The organism is Catellatospora coxensis (assembly GCF_016862635.1).
In the GTDB taxonomy this organism is placed as follows: Bacteria; Actinomycetota; Actinomycetes; order Mycobacteriales; family Micromonosporaceae; genus Catellatospora; species Catellatospora coxensis.
In genome coordinates this window covers 73,487-89,307 of sequence record NZ_BONI01000036.1, presented here as the reverse complement: position 1 = coordinate 89,307, position 15,821 = coordinate 73,487, and the positions used below count along the sequence as shown (strand labels likewise).

Below are 15,821 nucleotides of genomic sequence, written 5' to 3'. Positions count from 1 at the left end.
CCTTCCTCTACGCATAGCGATGTGAAGGTGCCCTTCCTTTGGTGGAGGGGGTCAGCGGCGGAGGGTGTCGAGGGCGCGGGAGGTGGTCCAGTCGCGGTTGGCGGCGGGGGCGCCGAAGCGTTCGGGGAGCAGGGCGTCGAGTTCCCAGCTCGGGGTGCCTGAGGTGATCCATTCGGCGAGGTGGCGGCCGATGCCGCCGGACAGGCCCATGCCGTGCAGGCCGAATCCGGCCGCGATCCACAGGCCGGGCAGCGAGCAGCGGCCCGCCAGCGGGGCGCCGTCGGGGGTGAAGGCCTCCACACCGTGCATGATCTTCGCGAGCTTGGTGCGGCGCAGTTCCGGCATGCGCTCGCCGGCCAGCTGCCACAGCGGGGCGAACGCCTCCTCGTCGGGCTCGGCCAGTTCACGGGCCTTGGCCAGGGGTTCGGCGTCGCCGGCCGGCCAGGCGGGGACCGGGTCGGGCCGGCTGCCGCCGACGATGACGCAGCCGTTGGCGGCCCGCAGGTAGATCGACTGCTCGGGGATGCGGCAGGTGGGGGTGGCGTCCGGATCGAGCGCGGGGTGCAGCACGTCGCTGACGCCGTACTGGTGCAGGATCGGCACGACCGGGACCACGACGCCGGCCATCGCCCCGACGGCGCCTGCCGCCGCGCCCGCCGCGTTGATCACGAGCGGGGTCTCGATGACGCCGTCGCTGGTGTGCACCGCGCGGATCTGCCCGCCGGTGGTGTCGATGCCGGTGACCCGGACCCCGGTGCGGATGCTCACGCCGTGCGCGACGGCCCCCGCGACCAGCGCGTTCACGAAGTCCTTCGGGCGGACGAAGCCCTCGCCGGGCAGCCAGGCCGCCGCCTGCACGTCGGACAGGTCGAGCCGGGGGACCAGGTTCATGGTCGCCGACGCGCCGCGCAGCTCCAGGGGCACGCCCAGTTCGTCGGCGCGGCGGGCCAGCCGGCGCAGCTCGTCGACGTGGGCGTGGCTGAGCGCGAGCCGCAGGCCGCCGACCGGACGCCAGCCGGGATCGTGGCCGGTCTCGGCGCGCAGCATGGCCGCCAGCGCGGGCAGGTAGCCGACCAGCCGCGCATGCCAGCCGGGGCCGTCCGGCCCGCGCATGGAGGTCACGAACCCGGCGGTGTGCCAGGTGCTGCCCTCGGTGAGCTCGTGCTGCTCCAGCAGCACGGTGTCGCGCCACCCGGCCCGGCCGAGGTGGTAGGCCAGGGAGCAGCCGACCACGCCGCCCCCGATGATCACCGCCCGTGCACTCGCTCCCATCTGGTCAGTGGTACCCGCTGCGACTGCCGAACGGAAGGGCTGCGCCACAAACTTTGCGCTCACCGCCGCGCCACGAGCAGCGATGCATTCGGGTTTGTTGACGTAGGTGGGTGCGGGCGGTAGACCTTGTGTGCATGTGGTCGGTGGAGCGCCTGCGCGCGATGGTGGAGGCGGGCGACATCGACACGGTGTTGCTGGCCATGACGGACATGCAGGGCCGCCTGCAGGGCAAGCGGCTGCACGCGCCGTACTTCCTGGACGAGGTCGTCGGGCACGGCAGCGAGGCGTGCAACTACCTGCTCGCGGTGGACGTCGAGATGTCCCCGGTGGACGGGTACGCCGTCTCCGGCTGGTCGCAGGGCTACGGCGACTTCGTGCTGCGGCCCGACCCGGACACGCTGCGCCCGATCCCGTGGCTGCCCGGCACGGTGCTGGTGATGTCCGACGTGCTGTGGCACGACGGCTCGCCGGTCGTGCAGTCGCCGCGGCAGATCCTGCGCCGCCAGCTGGACCGGCTGGCCGAGCGGGGGCTGACCGCGTACATCGGGACCGAGCTGGAGTTCGTGGTCTACGCCGACACCTACGAGCAGGCGGCGGCCAAGCGCTACCAGGGGCTGACCCCGGCCAACGGCTACAACGTGGACTACTCGCTGCTGGGCACGTCCCGGGTGGAGCCGCTGCTGCGGGCGATCCGGCTGGGCATGGCCGGGGCGGGGCTGGCCCCGGAGAGCGCCAAGGGCGAGTGCAACCTGGGCCAGCACGAGATCGCCTTCCGGTACGCCGAGGCGCTGAAGACGGCCGACCAGCACGCCCTCTACAAGCACGGGGCCAAGGAGATCGCCGCCGCGCAGGGCATGTCGCTGACGTTCATGGCCAAGCCGAACCAGCGCGAGGGCAACTCGTGCCACATCCACTTCTCGCTGCGCGACGCCGACGGCCGGCCGGTGATGGCCGAGCACGACCGGTTGAGCCCGCTCGGCGAGCAGGTGCTGGCCGGGCTGCTGGCGACCACGGCCGAGCTGAGCGTGCTGTACGCCCCGAACATCAACTCGTACAAGCGCTACCAGGCGGGTTCGTTCGCGCCGACGGCGCTGCGCTGGGGCCGCGACAACCGCACCTGCGCGCTGCGCCTGGTCGGGCACGACCACTCGCTGCGGGTCGAGCACCGCTCGCCGGGCGGGGACGTCAACCCGTACCTGGCGATCGCCGCGCTGGTGGCCGGGGCGCTGCACGGCCTGGACCACGAGCTGCCGCTGGAGCCGATGTTCACCGGCAACGCCTACGAGGATCCGTCGGCCGCCCGGATGCCCGCCACGCTGCGCGACGCGCTGCTGCGCTGGGAGTCGAGCGCGGTGGCCCGGGAGGCGTTCGGCGACGAGGTGGTGGAGCACTACGGGCACGCCGCGCACGTGGAGTTGGCCGCGTACGACGCCGCGGTGACGGACTGGGAACTGGTGCGGGGGTTCGAGCGGCTGTGAAGATCATCAACCCGGTCACCGAGGAACTGATCATCTCGGTGGAGCCGGTCGACGCGACCGGGGTGGACACGGCGGTGCGGGCCGCCGCGAAGGCGTTCGAGAGCTGGCGGCAGGTCTCCCCGGGTGACCGGGCCCGGCTGCTGCGCCGCTTCGCGGCCGTGGTCGACGCGCACGTCGAGGAGCTGGCGCTGCTGGAGGTGCGCAACGCCGGACACACGATCGGCAACGCGCGCTGGGAGGCCGGCAACGTCCGCGACCTGCTCGACTACTACGCGGGCGCGCCCGAGCGGCTGTGCGGGCGGCAGATCCCGGTCGCGGGCGGCGTGGACGTGACCTTCCACGAGCCGCTGGGCGTGGTCGGGGTGATCGTGCCGTGGAACTTCCCGATGCCCATCGCGGCGTGGGGCTTCGCCCCGGCACTGGCCGCGGGCAACACCGTGATCGTGAAACCGGCCGAGACCACTCCGCTGACCGCATTGCGCCTGGCTGAGCTGGCCCTGGAGGCGGGGCTGCCCGAGGGCGTGCTGACCGTCCTGCCGGGCCACGGCGAGGTGACCGGGCAGGCCCTGGTGACCCATCCGGGCGTACGCAAGATCTGCTTCACCGGGTCCGTCGAGGTGGGCCGCCAGATCATGGCCGCCTGCGCCGCCGACCTGACCCGGGTGACCCTGGAACTGGGCGGCAAGAGCTCCACCCTGCTGTTCGCCGACGCCGACCTGGACAAGGCCGCCGCCGCGCTGCCCGGGGCCGTCTTCGACAACGCCGGACAGGACTGCTGCGCCCGGTCCCGCCTGCTCGTCCAGCGCGAGGTGTACGACGACTTCCTGGCCCTGCTGGAGCCGCACGTCGCGGCCTGGCGCTGCGGCGACCCGATGGACCCGGCCACCGGCATGGGTCCGCTGATCACCGCCGAGCAGCGCGCCCGGGTCGCGGGCTACGTGGACGGCGCCGAGGTGCTGATGCGCGGGCAGGCGCCGGACGGGGCCGGTTTCTGGCATCCCGCGACCGTGCTGACGGCGCGCGATCCCGGCGAGCGGCACTGGCGCGAGGAGGTGTTCGGGCCGGTGCTGTCCGTGCTGCCGTTCGACGGCGAGGACGAGGCGCTGCGGCTGGCCAACGACACCGAGTACGGGCTGTCCGGGTCGATCTGGACCCGGGACGTGGGCCGGGCGCTGCGGCTGGCCCGGGGCGTCGAGGCGGGCGTGCTCAGCGTCAACTCGCACTCCTCGGTGCGCTACTGGACCCCGTTCGGCGGGGCCAAGCAGTCCGGGCTGGGCCGCGAGCTGGGCCCCGACGCCCCGCTGGCGTTCACCGAGACCAAGAACGTCTTCATCTCCACCGAGTGAAAAACCAGCGGTGCCCCGCTCGCATCCCGCACGCTGTAAGCACGGGTCGCGCGCGCCACCGGTCAGCGGACAGCGAAAGGCAGGCAGAGGCAGGGCATGGGGCGGTTGCAGGACCGGGTGGCGGTCATCAGCGGTGCGGCCAGCGGCATCGGCGCGGCCACGGCGCGGCGGTTCGCGTCGGAGGGCGCGTACGTCGTCGCGGTGGACCTGGCCGAGGAGGCGGGCAAGAAGATCGCCGAGGAGGTCGGCGGCGAGTTCGTGCAGTGCGACGTCTCCGACGAGGAGCAGGTGCGCGAGCTGTTCGACGGCGTGGCGGCCCGCCGCGGCCGGGTGGACATCGCGTTCAACAACGCGGGCATCTCCCCGCCCGACGACGACTCGATCCTCGACACCGGGCTCGACGCCTGGGAGCGGGTGCTGCGGGTCAACACCACCAGCGTCTACCTGTGCTGCAAGTACGCCCTGCCGCACATGCTCGCCCAGGGCAAGGGCTCCATCATCAACACGGCCAGCTTCGTCGCCCTGATGGGTGCGGCGACCAGTCAGATCGCTTACACCGCCAGCAAGGGCGGCGTGCTCGCGATGAGCCGTGAGCTGGGCGTGCAGTTCGCCCGGCAGGGAGTGCGCGTCAACGCGCTGTGCCCCGGGCCGGTCGCCACTCCGCTGCTGATGGAGCTGTTCGCGAAGGATCCGGAACGGGCCGCTCGCCGACTCGTCCATGTGCCGATGGGCCGGTTCGCCGAGCCCGCCGAAATCGCCGCGGCGGTAGCGTTTCTCGCCAGCGACGACTCATCATTCATCACCGCCTCCCAGTTCGTCGTGGACGGGGGCATTACCGGGGCCTATGTGACGCCGTTGTGAGCGATGTGACCAGACCGTTGATCGGTATCACCACCTATGTGGAAGCCACCCGATTCCTCGTGCACGACACCCGCGCCGCGCTGGTGCCCTGGGCCTATGTGGAGCAGGTGACCCAGGCCGGCGGGCGGCCCGTGCTGGTGCCCCCGCAGCCCGACGGCGGCGTGGAGGTCCTCGACGGCCTCGACGGCCTGATCGTGGCGGGCGGCGCCGACGTGGAGCCGGCCCGCTACGGCGAGACGCCCCACCCGAAGGTGTACACCAGCCCGCTGCGTGACGCGGGCGAGCTGCCGCTGGTGCGCGTCGCCCTGAAGACCGGCCTGCCGCTGCTCGGCGTGTGCCGGGGCATGCAGGTGATGACCGTGGCCAGCGGCGGGCGGCTGCACCAGCACCTGCCCGACGTGCCGGGCACGGGCCAGCACTCCACGTCCGGGCCGACGAAGGTGTACGCCGAGCACCCGGTCAGCTTCGCGACGGGCTCGCGGCTGCGCGAGCTGTACGGGCCGGAGGCGGTCGTGAACTCGTACCACCACCAGGCCGTCAAGGACCCGGGGCGGCTGGTGCCGACGGGCTGGTGCACGACGGACGACATGATCGAGGCCGTCGAGCACCCGGACCACCCGTTCGCGGTCGGCGTGCAGTGGCACCCGGAGGACATGGCGACCAACGCGCTGTTCCTGGCCCTGGTCAACGCGGCCACCCAGGTCCGCCACGCCCGCGGCTCCCGCGCCGAGTTCTTCGCGACCGTCTGACCTGGGCGGCCCACGGCGCCTTTTTATCGACGTTGGCCTATCACATCGACTTCGATCACGTCTGAGTCGACGGGATAGGCCAACGTATATGTAAAGCCGGAGCGGGCGTCCCGCCACGTGGCCGGGGGGCGGTGCGGGGGCGCGGGGCGGGGTAGCGTGCGGGCATGGGCAAGGTGTACGAGCTGATCGACGACCGCATCCGCGACTTTCTCCTGGCGCAGCGGGTCTTCTTCGTGGCGACCGCGCCGTCCGACCCGGATGGCCACGTCAACGTCTCTCCCAAGGGCCTGACCGACTCCTTCGCCGTGCTCGGCCCGCACCAGGTCGCCTACTACGAGTACGGCGGCTCGGGCATCGAGACCATGGCGCACCTGCGCGACAACGGCCGCATCGTGCTGATGGTGTGCGCGTTCGACGGGCCGCCCAAGATCTACCGGCTGCACGGGCAGGGTGAGGCGGTGCTCGCCGACGACCCGCGGGCCGCCGAGCTGATCGCGCGGTTCCCCGCCCCGCCGCACGTCGGCCTGCGCAGCATCGTCGTGATCGACGTCACCCGGGTGTCCGACTCCTGCGGCTACGGCGTGCCGCTGATGTCGTACGAGGGCGACCGTGACCTGCTCGTCCAGTTCTGGGACCACAAGACGCCCGAACAGCGCGAGCACTACCAGGCGACCCGCAACGCGCACAGCATCGACGGAGCCCCCGTCTTCGCCGAGCGCTAGAGTTCAGGGCATGAACGGCCGCGCGACGCTGACCCCAGGCAGGCTCTCCCCGTGGCGGGAGGTGCCCGCCCACATCCCCCGCCCCGAGTACGTCGGCCGCAAGCAGCCGAAGCGCTGGGACGGCCCGCTCACCCAGGACGCCGAGTCCATCGAGAAGATGCGGGTCGCCGGGCGGATCGCGGCGCAGGCCGTGCAGCTCGCGGGGGAGCACTGCAAGCCGGGGGTCACCACCGACGAGATCGACCGGCTGGTGCACGAGTTCCTGCTCGACCACGACGCGTACCCGTCGACGCTGGGCTACAAGGGCTTCCCCAAGTCCTGCTGCACCAGCCTGAACGAGGTCATCTGCCACGGCATCCCGGACTCGACGGTGATCGAGGACGGCGACATCATCAACGTCGACGTGACGGCGTACAAGGACGGGGTGCACGGCGACACCGACGCCACGTTCTGCGTCGGCGAGGTCGACGAGGAGGCCCGGCTGCTGGTCGAGCGCACCCACGAGGCGATGATGCGGGGCATCAAGGCCGTCGCGCCGGGTCGCCCGATCAACGTGATCGGCCGGGTCATCGAGTCGTACGCCAAGCGCTTCGGCTACGGGGTGGTGCGCGACTTCGGCGGGCACGGCATCGGCCAGTCGTTCCACAGCGGACTGTTCGTGCCGCACTACGACAACCCGAACGCCGACACGATCATGGAACCGGGCATGACGTTCACCATCGAGCCCATGATCACGCTCGGCTCCATCGCGTACGAGACCTGGCGCGACACCTGGACGGTGGTCACCAAGGACCGCCGCTGGACCGCCCAGTTCGAGCACACGCTGGTGGTCACCGAGTCCGGCGCGGACATCCTGACGCTGCCGTGAACCCCGACAAGCCCGACCCCGCCGTGACCGCCGAGAGCGGCGCGCGCCAGGCCGGGCCTGTGCCGCCATTCGCCGGAGATGCCGCGCCCACGACGGGTGTGCCGAAGCCGATCGACCACGAGCATGCCGACGTCTCGGGCGGCTGGCTCCGTGCGGCGACCTTCGGCGCGATGGACGGACTGGTCACCAACATCGGCCTGATCGCGGGCGTCGGCGGGGCCGGGGTGAGCGCGCACACCGTCGTGCTCACCGGCGTGGCGGGCCTGGTCGCCGGAGCCATCTCGATGGGGCTGGGCGAGTACGCCAGCGTGCGTACCGCCAACGAGCAGATCGAGGCCGAGGTCGCCAAGGAGCGCCGGGAGCTGCGGCACAACCCGGCAGCGGAGGCCGCCGAGCTGGCCCAGCGCTGGATCGACCGGGGCATCTCGCCCGAGCTCGCCCGGCAGCTCGCCGAGGACCTGCGCGCCCAGCCCGACGAGGCGCTGCGCATGCACGTACGCGAGGAACTGGGCATCGACCCCGACAGCAAGCCGAGCCCGTGGACGGCGGCGATCTCGTCGTTCGTCTGCTTCTCGGTCGGCGCGCTGATCCCGCTGATCAGCTACCTGTTCGGCAGCGAGTCGCTGTGGTTGGCGCTGGGCATCGGCGGCCTGGGCCTGTTCGTCGTCGGCGCGCTGACCGCCCGCTTCACCCGCCGCCGCTGGTGGTCCGCCGGGCTGCGCCAGCTCCTGCTCGGCGCGGCCGCCGCCGGCGCCACCTACCTCATCGGCTCCGCCATCGGCGTCAACGCCGCCTGAGGACAAAGCAAGGGCACCTTCTTAACGCTCCGCGTTAAAGAAGGTGCCCTTGTTAACGCCCTACGGGCGCTGAGCTGTGGGTTCCGGAGCGCCGCGGCGCCGTGCCCGGTCGTGTCAGCGCGGGACGAGGCTGAAGATCCGGATCACCCGGTTCGAGGCGCGCTCCTGGTAGGTCTGGTAGGCCGGCCACACGGTGAGCAGCATCCGCCACAGGCGGTCGCGTTCGTCGCCCTCGGCCAGCGTCCCGCGTACCGGGATCTCGCGGCCGCCCAGGGTGACGACGGCGTCCGGGGTGGCGAGCAGGTTCACCGACCAGGCCGGGTGTCCCTGCTGGCCCCAGTTCGAGCCGATGACCACGTAGTTGTCGCCGTCGCGGACGTACACCAGCGGCTGGGTGCGGGGCTGGCCCGACTTGCGGCCGGTGGTGGTCAGGATCAGCGTGGGCAGCAGTCCGAGCGCCACGACCCGGCCCTTGGTCAGCTTGGCGACGGCGCGGTCGGCCGGGACGAGGAACCTGCCCATGCGGGCGAACCAGCGGCGGTGACCCAGGTAGCGGGCGAGGCGGGGGAGCATCGGCACAGTGTGCCGCAAGCGGCCGCTACTGAAAAGTGTTCACGTCTGGGGTTCGGCCCACCGCTCAGCCGCCATGAGGTGTTCGGAAGGGCACCTTCCACAAAGCGGAGCGATGTGAAGGTGCCCTTCCTTGTCCTCACAGGCGGCGTTCGATGGGGAGGCGGGAGCGGGTGAGCAGGCCCGCGGCGGCCATGGCCACGAGCGGGACGGCCAGCACGATGGCGATGGTGTCCCAGGGCAGGATCACCCGCATCGGGGCTTCGTCGAACAGGAGGTGGTCGCCACCGGCGTTGAGCGTGGCGATCAGCACCGCCGCGGTGCCCAGGCCGGCGACCACCCCGAGCCCGGCCCCCAGGCCGGAGATCACCCCGGACTGGCTCAGCGACAGCAGCCGGCGCACCCGCGGGCTGGCCCCGACCGCGCCGAGGGTGGCCAGGTCGGCGCGCCCGTCCGCGGCGGCCAGGCCGGTGGCGATACCCGCCGCGCCGAGCGCGACCAGCGCTGCGACCACCCCGAGGATCCAGATGACCGGCTCCTCCCGGTACTGCGCACCCTGCTCGACCTCGATGTTGAGGTCGGGCGCCACCGCGTGCACGGCCGCGTTGAGCCGCTCGGACTCGGCCGGGGAGGCGACGTGCCCGACGGCCGCGAGGACCATGTCGCGGCGCAGGCCGAGGCCCAGCCGCTCGACGAGCGCGGGCGTCCCGATCATGAACGCGGCCGTCTGCGTGCCGCTGGGCAGCACGGCGCCCGGCACGACGACCGGCGTGCCGGGTGCGCTCTCCTGCTTCTCCCGCCAGTCCATCACGGTCACCGACACCGTCGAATCGCTGAGGTACTTCGGGTCGGCGACCACCAGGCCGCCCGCGGCCAGGGCCTGCCGGGCCGGCGCCAGGTCGGCCGAGGAGGCGTCGGTGACCGCCTCCAGCGCGGCCACGTCGTCGATGATCGCGACGTGCATCGAACCGGTGCCCATCTGATATCCGCAGCGGGGGTCCTCGGCGGCCAGCCGGTCCCGTTCCTCCGGTGTCCTGTTCGGGTCACCGGTGCCGGGGCAGCGTTGCGCGGGGGGCACCACGAGGTCGATCGAACAGTAGTGCCCCTTGGCCCGGTCGGCGCAGACGATCGACTGCACGACGTACGGCCGCGCACCAGGCAGCGTCTGGCGGACCGCGTCGGAGATCCGGGCGACGTCCGGCTCCGGCGCGCCGTCCTCGGCCATCTGCCGGACCAGGACGTTGCCGACGGGCAGGTGCGGGCGGTAGCTGTCGTACGCCTGCTGCCGGTCGCTGCCGAGGAACGCCCCGATGGCGACCGCCCCGGCGACCGCAGCCATGACGGCCGAGATGGCGGGCGCGGCGGAGCCGCGGTTGCGGGCGGTGTCGCGCAGGGCGATGCGCGGCGCGAGCGGCAGCCACCGTCCGGCGCGGGCGATGAGCCCGACCAGCGACGGGGTGAGCAGCACCAGGCCGAGTTCGCCCAGCACCAGGCCGGCCATGATGGCGGCGGTGGCGTTGGTCCCGGCTCCGATGATCGCGATCGACGTGCCCGTGCCGACCAGGACCCCGCCCAGGATGATCCACCGCTTGCGGGAGCGGGTGACGCCCCGGCGTCCGGCGAGCACCGTGACGACGCTCTGCCGGGCGGCGGTGAACGCGGGCACCATCGCGGCGGCCAGGCCCGCCCCGACCGCGAGCGCCACGACGCCGAGCTGCGCGGCGGGGAAGAAGCGCACGCCCCCGGCCCGAGCGTGGACCAGGTGCTGCTCGAACAGCGGGAGGGTGAGCACGGCGGTGGCGATGCCGACGCCGACCGCGGTGGCCGCCGCGGCCAGGCCGAGCACCACCCCGTCGGCCAGCACGATGCGCCGCAGGTGCGCGGGCGTCCCGCCGGCGGCGGCGATCAGCGCGAGGTCGCGGCTGCGCCGCCGGGCCCCGACAGCGAAGGCCGGACCGGCCAGCAGCACCACTTCGAGCATGATCAGCACGACGAGGATCGCCCCGAGCGCGGCCTGCTCGGCATCGCCGCCGGCGGGCCGCTCGTCGTCGGGCATGATCGACGTGTCGAGGGCGATGGCGCGGCTCTTGACGAAGATCCCGTGCTTGTTGAGCGCCTGCACATCGGCCAGGAGCACCGGCGACGGGGTGTCGATCTCCCAGCGCACCGGTGGCGAGAGGATGCCCGGCCGGAAGGCGACTATCTGGCCCAGGGCGCTGGGGAATTCGACGACGGCGGTGACGGTGTACGTGTACTCCGGGTTCGCCGTGCGCAACGTGCCGCCGATGCCGACCCCCAGCCGCTCGGCCAGGCCCTCGGTGACGGCGACCTCGTCGTTGCGGGTCGGCGGCTTGCCCTCCAGCAGCGTCACGTAACCGTCCAGCCGCCGGTCGGTGAGATCCACCCCCCGGGCGCCGACCCCGCTGATGCCACCCGGGGTGTGCACGTCGACGCCGCCCTCGGCGAGCTGGCCGACCGTCGAACCCGGGGGCAGCACCGCGAGCAGGTCGGCCGCGGTCGGCCGCGACTCGCGGATCGCCTCGGCGACGCCGAGGTTCCACGCCGAGTTCGACGTCTGCGTGATCGGCTCGTCGCTGACCCACTCGACCTGGGCGTCGTACTGCCCGATCTCGCGGGTGAGCTGCTCGATCGGGGTGAGCTTGTGCATGTCGTACGCGGCCGCGACGAAGGACATCATCGCCACCGGCAGCCCGATCATGGCGATGACGAGTGCCGAGCGCCCGCGGGAGCGCAGTGCCTCCCGGCGCGCCATCCGCAGCGCCGGGGCCCAGCCCCGCAGCCACTTCATGACGCGGTCTCCAGCAGCTGCTCGGGCTGGGCCAGCGGGCCGGACGCGTCGACGATCCGGCCGTCGCGCAGGAAGATCACCCGGTCGGCCCAGGCGGCGTGCCGGGCCTCGTGGGTGACCAGGACCGCCGCCGCCCCCGCGTCGACGCGGGCCCGCAGCAGCCGCAGCACCGCCTCGCCGGTCACCGAGTCCAGGGCGCCGGTCGGCTCATCGGCCAGCACCAGGCGGCGCTGCCCGACCAGGGCGCGCGCGATGGCGACGCGCTGCTGCTGGCCGCCGGACATCTCGTCGGGGAAGCGGTCGGCGTATCCGTCGAGCTCCACCTCGGACAGTGCCGCCTCGGCCAGCGGGCGGGCCTTGCGGGCCGAGACGCCGTCCAGCTCCAGCGGCAGCGCCACGTTCTCCGCGGCGGTGAGGCTGGGCAGCAGGTTCAGGGCCTGGAAGACGTACCCGACGCTACGGCGGCGCAGCCCGGCCAGCTCCCGGCGGTGCAGCGTGGAGAGGGCGAGGCCCTCGACCAGCACCTCGCCCGTGTCCGGGGCGTCGAGCCCGCCGGCCAGGTTGAGCAGGGTCGACTTGCCGGAGCCGGACGGGCCCATGACGGCCACCAGCTCTCCGGCCAGCACGTCGAGGGTCACTCCGGCCAGGGCCTGCACGGCCGCCTCGCCGGTGCCGTGGGTGCGGTGCACGTCGCGCAGTTGCAGGACGGCGGTCATCGCCGGGCCTCCCGGGGGGTGTCGTCGTGGGACGGCAGCGGTGCGGCGGCGGGCTTCTCGTAGCGCACCAAGGCCGTCTCGCAGTGGTCGAGCCAGCGCAGCTCGGCCTCGGATTGGAAGATCATCGCTTCGAGCACGAGCCGCCAGGGCAGCTCGGCGTCGGTGCGCTTGAGCCGGGTGTACTCCTGCAGCGCGCGCATCGTCGCGCTGCGCTGGGTCTGCACCACCGCCCGCACGTCGATGCCGGGCGTGGTGATGGCGAGCGCGAGCTTGATGGCCAGCTCGTCGCGGGGCCGGTCGGCGCGGGCGATCGGGGTGGCGAACCAGAGCGCGAGTTCGGTGCGCCCCTCGCCGGTGATCTCGTACGGGCGCTGCCCCCCGTCGTTCTCCGGCAGCGCACGCACGAGGCCGTCGCGTTCGAGGCGGTTGAGGGTGGTGTAGACCTGGCCGATGTTGAGCGGCCAGGTGGAGCCGGTGGAGTCTTCGAACTCGGCGCGCAACTGGTAGCCGTAGCGGGGGCCGCGTTCGAGCAGGGCGAGCAAACCATGCCGGATGGACATGGCTACTGAGTATGCATACCCGGTATGCCGAAGGCAAGGCGGCCGCCCTCGACGGGACGGAACGCCTGCTACTAGGTCTTGCGGCCCGGGTACGGCACGGTGGCCGGGACGATCTCGGCGAGCCTGCGCCAGCGGGTGCCGCGCACCGCGGCGTCGGTGTAGGCGACCAGGATCCGGCGGCGCACCTCGCCCTCGGCGTCGGCCAGCGCGGCCCGCCAGGTGCTCGCCACCCCGTCCTCGACGTAGGCCGCGAGCTTCAACGCGGTGGCCTTGTCGGTCACCGGGAACGGCAGCGCGTAGCCCGCCTGGGCCACCGGCGCGGCCGCCTTCAGCTCGGCGAGCTGCACCAGCAGCGCGTCACGCCGGGTCCGGTGCATCTCCTCGCCGGCCCGGGCCTCCTTCTGCCCCGCCTTGTCGAGCAGCACCCCGAGCCGGGCGTACGCGAAGATCGCACTGTGCTCGGCGCTCAACGCCGCCTGCAACCGCTCCACGAGCTTCTCGCTCACGCCTTCTCCCCGCTGTGCTCGCCATGATCGCCCGACTTGCCTGGCACCTGTGCGAAACCGGCCTCAAGATACGCACACCTGCCCGGCAAGTCTGGCGATCTTGGCGGTGCGGCCGTGCTCATGCGAGCACCTCGGCATGGGTGGCGCGGGCGGCGGCGATCTCGCCGACCAGCACGGCGCGCGCTGTGGTGGTGGTCACGCACGCCTCGGCGGCCTGCTTGGCCGCGCCCACCTCGGCCGTGCGCAGGCTCTTCAGGATCGCCTTGCGGTCACCGGCGACCGGCGCGGTCGTGGGCGCGGTGAAGGAGCTGGGCGACGGCCGTGGGCTCATGATCGCGCCCAGTGCGGCGGCGTGCGTGCGGTGCGTCTCCCGCAGCGGGGTGAGCAGGGTGGTGAGCGTGGTGTCCGCGGCCAGTGCGGCGTCATAGGCCGCGACCAGCGCGTAGGTGCCCGCCAGCAGGCCGGTCAGCGCGTCCGGGGCGGGCGGCGTGTCTGGTCCGGGCGAGAGCAGGTCGCAGCCGGTCAGCGCGGCCCCGGCGAGCCCGGCCGCCGCCGTCGCGGCGCTCGCCCGCAGCAGTCGCCGTCGATTCGGTCGGAAACCCGCCGACCAGCTATGATCATTTCCCCGCGTACGCACCGCGCCAGTCTTCCTTAAGCCAGCCGCTGCTGCCACTCCGTGATCACGTGTCGGACGCCGCGCGCCGCGACCGCAGCGCGCCGCTGGTCGTTGCCGCGTGCTCGCGGGTTACGCTCTGCGCAGTCGATGAATCACCGAGAGGGGTGCCCCAGATGGCTCAGCGTGGCCGTGCCTCAGGCCGACCGGCGGGCAAGGCGCCTGCCCGGACGGCGGCACCGGCTCCTGCCAGGACCTCTCCGGCCGAGCTGGCGGCGCGCCGCGCCCGGTTGCAGGCCGTGATCGACCCCGTGGTGGCCGGCACCGGCTACGACCTGGAGGAGCTGTCGGTCAAGCAGGTCGGGCGGCGGCACCTGGTCCAGGTGGTCATCGACGGCGACGGCGGAGTGGGGCTGGACGCCATCGCCGACGTGTCCCGCGCGGTGTCGCGGGCGCTGGACGAGGCCGAGGAGTCCGGCACAGATCTGATCATGGGCGAGTACCAGTTGGAGGTCTCCTCGCCCGGAGTCGACCGGCCGCTGACCCTGCCGCGGCACTGGGCCCGCAACGTGGGCCGCCTGGTGAAGGTGAAGGCGGGGGAGAAGTCGCTGACCGGCCGGGTCGTCGACGCCGACGCCGACGGGATCACCCTCGACGTGGACGGCAAGGAGCACGCGTTGAGCTTCGACGCGCTGGGCCCGGGGCGTGTCCAGGTCGAGTTCAAGCGCATGAACGAGATCTCCGATGAGGAGCTCGCGGAGTTCGACGACGACTCGTCCGACGACGAGGAGCTCGACGACGACGAGCGGGACGACGAAGGGGAAGAGCGGTGAACATCGATCTTGCGGCGCTCCGGGCGCTGGCACGCGACAAGGAGATCTCCGAGGAGACCATCCTGCAGGCCATCGAGTCTGCGCTGCTCACCGCGTACCGGCACACCGAGGGCGCGCAGTCGCACGCGCGGGTGGAGATCAACCGCCAGTCCGGCGCGGCCGTGGTGTACGCGCAGGAGTACGGCGGCGAGGGCGAGCTGCTGCGGGAGTGGGACGACACCCCGCACGACTTCGGCCGGATCGCGGCGATGACGGCCAAGCAGGTCATCCTGCAGCGCCTGCGCGAGGCCACCGACGAGGTGCACTTCGGCGAGTACGTCAACCGCGACGGCGACCTGGTCACCGGCGTGATCCAGGCGCACGAGACCCGTACCGAGAAGGGCATCGTCTCGGTCGACCTGGGCAAGGTCGAGGCCGTGCTGCCGCAGTCGGAGCAGGTGCCCGGCGAGACGTACCCGCACGGCCAGCGCATCCGCTGCGTGGTGGTGCACGTGGCCAAGAGCTTCCGCGGCCCGCAGGTGACGCTGTCGCGCTCGCACCCGGCGCTGGTGAAGAAGCTGTTCGCGCTGGAGGTCCCGGAGATCGCCGACGGCACCGTCGAGATCGCCGCGATCGCCCGCGAGGCCGGCCACCGCACCAAGATCGCGGTTCGGTCGACGGTGCCCGGGGTCAACCCGAAGGGCGCCTGCATCGGCCCGATGGGCCAGCGCGTGCGCGCGGTCATGAGTGAACTGCACGGCGAAAAGATCGACATCATCGACTGGTCGGACGACCCGGCGGAGTTCGTGGGCAACGCGCTCTCCCCGGCCAAGGCGCTGAAGGTCGAAGTGGTGGATCTCGCAACGCGTGCGGCGCGCGTCACGGTGCCGGACTACCAGCTCTCGCTGGCGATCGGCCGGGAAGGGCAGAATGCCAGGTTGGCTGCCCGTCTGACCGGTTGGCGCATCGACATCCGCTCCGACGCGGCCGACTCGGGGGCCGCGCAGCCGCGCGGGCCGCGTTCCGCGGCCGATCACGAGACGGAGCCGGGCGGCACTCCCGTCTCCGCGTAGGGGTAGACTCATCAGGTGGTACGACGCTCGCGGCCCGCACCGCTTGTGGCGGCCTCATCAGTCACGCCT

16 protein-coding genes are annotated in these 15,821 nt (G+C 72.6%); 9 read left to right on the top strand and 7 right to left on the bottom strand.

Going from position 1 to position 15,821, the window contains the following annotated elements:
* Positions 1 to 51 precede the first annotated feature (51 nt).
* Positions 52 to 1,272, bottom strand: a complete 1,221-nt coding sequence (locus tag Cco03nite_RS21545) for an NAD(P)/FAD-dependent oxidoreductase (RefSeq protein WP_203693957.1) — start codon at positions 1,270 to 1,272, stop codon at positions 52 to 54.
* A 134-nt stretch (positions 1,273 to 1,406) separates the two neighbouring features.
* Between Cco03nite_RS21545 and Cco03nite_RS21540 the strand changes: the two genes are divergently transcribed.
* The 7 genes from Cco03nite_RS21540 to Cco03nite_RS21510 all read left to right on the top strand — a co-directional run bounded on the left by Cco03nite_RS21540 (position 1,407) and on the right by Cco03nite_RS21510 (position 8,093).
* A complete protein-coding gene (locus tag Cco03nite_RS21540) occupies positions 1,407 to 2,750 on the top strand; it encodes a glutamine synthetase family protein (RefSeq protein ID WP_203693956.1) in 1,344 nt (447 codons plus the stop codon).
* Between the two features lie 2 nt (positions 2,751 to 2,752).
* Positions 2,753 to 4,096 (top strand): aldehyde dehydrogenase family protein, encoded by a 1,344-nt coding sequence (locus Cco03nite_RS21535; protein ID WP_308440662.1) that lies wholly within the window; start codon positions 2,753 to 2,755, stop codon positions 4,094 to 4,096.
* A gap of 96 nt (positions 4,097 to 4,192) precedes the next feature.
* Positions 4,193 to 4,957, top strand: coding sequence for a 3-oxoacyl-ACP reductase (locus Cco03nite_RS21530; protein ID WP_166386873.1), 765 nt, complete (start codon positions 4,193 to 4,195; stop codon positions 4,955 to 4,957).
* The gene (locus Cco03nite_RS21525; RefSeq protein WP_203693954.1) at positions 4,954 to 5,706 is read left to right on the top strand and encodes a gamma-glutamyl-gamma-aminobutyrate hydrolase family protein; all 753 of its coding nucleotides are present in this window, start codon (positions 4,954 to 4,956) and stop codon (positions 5,704 to 5,706) included. The genes Cco03nite_RS21530 and Cco03nite_RS21525 overlap by 4 nt, the downstream gene beginning before the upstream one ends.
* Positions 5,707 to 5,870: 164 nt before the next feature.
* Positions 5,871 to 6,428, top strand: a complete 558-nt coding sequence (locus Cco03nite_RS21520) for a pyridoxamine 5'-phosphate oxidase family protein (protein WP_203693953.1) — start codon at positions 5,871 to 5,873, stop codon at positions 6,426 to 6,428.
* Between the two features lie 10 nt (positions 6,429 to 6,438).
* Positions 6,439 to 7,296, top strand: a complete 858-nt coding sequence (map, locus tag Cco03nite_RS21515) for a type I methionyl aminopeptidase (RefSeq protein WP_203693952.1) — start codon at positions 6,439 to 6,441, stop codon at positions 7,294 to 7,296.
* A 98-nt stretch (positions 7,297 to 7,394) separates the two neighbouring features.
* Positions 7,395 to 8,093, top strand: a complete 699-nt coding sequence (locus Cco03nite_RS21510; protein ID WP_203693971.1) for a VIT1/CCC1 transporter family protein — start codon at positions 7,395 to 7,397, stop codon at positions 8,091 to 8,093.
* 114 nt (positions 8,094 to 8,207) lie between these two features.
* Here the strand turns inward: Cco03nite_RS21510 and Cco03nite_RS21505 are convergent, their stop codons facing one another.
* From Cco03nite_RS21505 to Cco03nite_RS21480, 6 genes are all read right to left on the bottom strand, one after another.
* Complete coding sequence (locus Cco03nite_RS21505; RefSeq protein WP_203693970.1) at positions 8,208 to 8,672, bottom strand: nitroreductase/quinone reductase family protein; 465 nt, start codon at positions 8,670 to 8,672, stop codon at positions 8,208 to 8,210.
* Between the two features lie 130 nt (positions 8,673 to 8,802).
* Positions 8,803 to 11,472: an FtsX-like permease family protein gene (locus Cco03nite_RS21500; RefSeq protein ID WP_203693951.1), complete on the bottom strand. Its 2,670-nt coding sequence runs from the start codon at positions 11,470 to 11,472 to the stop codon at positions 8,803 to 8,805.
* Positions 11,469 to 12,188 carry an ABC transporter ATP-binding protein gene (locus tag Cco03nite_RS21495; RefSeq protein WP_203693950.1) on the bottom strand — a complete coding sequence of 240 codons (720 nt, stop codon included), beginning with the start codon at positions 12,186 to 12,188 and terminating at the stop codon, positions 11,469 to 11,471. Before Cco03nite_RS21495 ends, Cco03nite_RS21500 begins: the two co-directional genes overlap by 4 nt.
* Complete coding sequence (locus Cco03nite_RS21490; protein ID WP_203693949.1) at positions 12,185 to 12,748, bottom strand: PadR family transcriptional regulator; 564 nt, start codon at positions 12,746 to 12,748, stop codon at positions 12,185 to 12,187. The genes Cco03nite_RS21495 and Cco03nite_RS21490 overlap by 4 nt, the downstream gene beginning before the upstream one ends.
* Before the next feature lie 71 nt (positions 12,749 to 12,819).
* Complete coding sequence (locus Cco03nite_RS21485; protein ID WP_203693948.1) at positions 12,820 to 13,254, bottom strand: ferritin-like domain-containing protein; 435 nt, start codon at positions 13,252 to 13,254, stop codon at positions 12,820 to 12,822.
* Between the two features lie 118 nt (positions 13,255 to 13,372).
* Complete coding sequence (locus Cco03nite_RS21480; protein WP_203693947.1) at positions 13,373 to 13,891, bottom strand: hypothetical protein; 519 nt, start codon at positions 13,889 to 13,891, stop codon at positions 13,373 to 13,375.
* A 152-nt stretch (positions 13,892 to 14,043) separates the two neighbouring features.
* Between Cco03nite_RS21480 and rimP the strand changes: the two genes are divergently transcribed.
* Together rimP and nusA are read left to right on the top strand one after the other, a co-directional pair.
* Positions 14,044 to 14,700 (top strand): ribosome maturation factor RimP, encoded by a 657-nt coding sequence (rimP, locus tag Cco03nite_RS21475; protein WP_203693946.1) that lies wholly within the window; start codon positions 14,044 to 14,046, stop codon positions 14,698 to 14,700.
* Complete coding sequence (gene nusA / locus Cco03nite_RS21470) at positions 14,697 to 15,752, top strand: transcription termination factor NusA (protein ID WP_203693945.1); 1,056 nt, start codon at positions 14,697 to 14,699, stop codon at positions 15,750 to 15,752. The genes rimP and nusA overlap by 4 nt, the downstream gene beginning before the upstream one ends.
* The last annotated feature ends 69 nt before the right edge of the window (positions 15,753 to 15,821 follow it).

Excerpts from the sequence above, each read along its gene's own strand:
- Cco03nite_RS21540 (WP_203693956.1), top strand. The coding sequence starts at position 1,407 with ATGTGGTCGGTGGAGCGCCTGCGCGCGATGGTGGAGGCGGGCGACATC.
- Cco03nite_RS21495 (WP_203693950.1), bottom strand. The coding sequence starts at position 12,188 with ATGACCGCCGTCCTGCAACTGCGCGACGTGCACCGCACCCACGGCACC.
- map (WP_203693952.1), top strand. The coding sequence starts at position 6,439 with ATGAACGGCCGCGCGACGCTGACCCCAGGCAGGCTCTCCCCGTGGCGG.
- rimP (WP_203693946.1), top strand. The coding sequence starts at position 14,044 with ATGGCTCAGCGTGGCCGTGCCTCAGGCCGACCGGCGGGCAAGGCGCCT.
- Cco03nite_RS21490 (WP_203693949.1), bottom strand. The coding sequence starts at position 12,748 with ATGTCCATCCGGCATGGTTTGCTCGCCCTGCTCGAACGCGGCCCCCGC.
- Cco03nite_RS21545 (WP_203693957.1), bottom strand. The coding sequence starts at position 1,272 with ATGGGAGCGAGTGCACGGGCGGTGATCATCGGGGGCGGCGTGGTCGGC.
- Cco03nite_RS21500 (WP_203693951.1), bottom strand. The coding sequence starts at position 11,472 with ATGAAGTGGCTGCGGGGCTGGGCCCCGGCGCTGCGGATGGCGCGCCGG.
- Cco03nite_RS21530 (WP_166386873.1), top strand. The coding sequence starts at position 4,193 with ATGGGGCGGTTGCAGGACCGGGTGGCGGTCATCAGCGGTGCGGCCAGC.
- Cco03nite_RS21520 (WP_203693953.1), top strand. The coding sequence starts at position 5,871 with ATGGGCAAGGTGTACGAGCTGATCGACGACCGCATCCGCGACTTTCTC.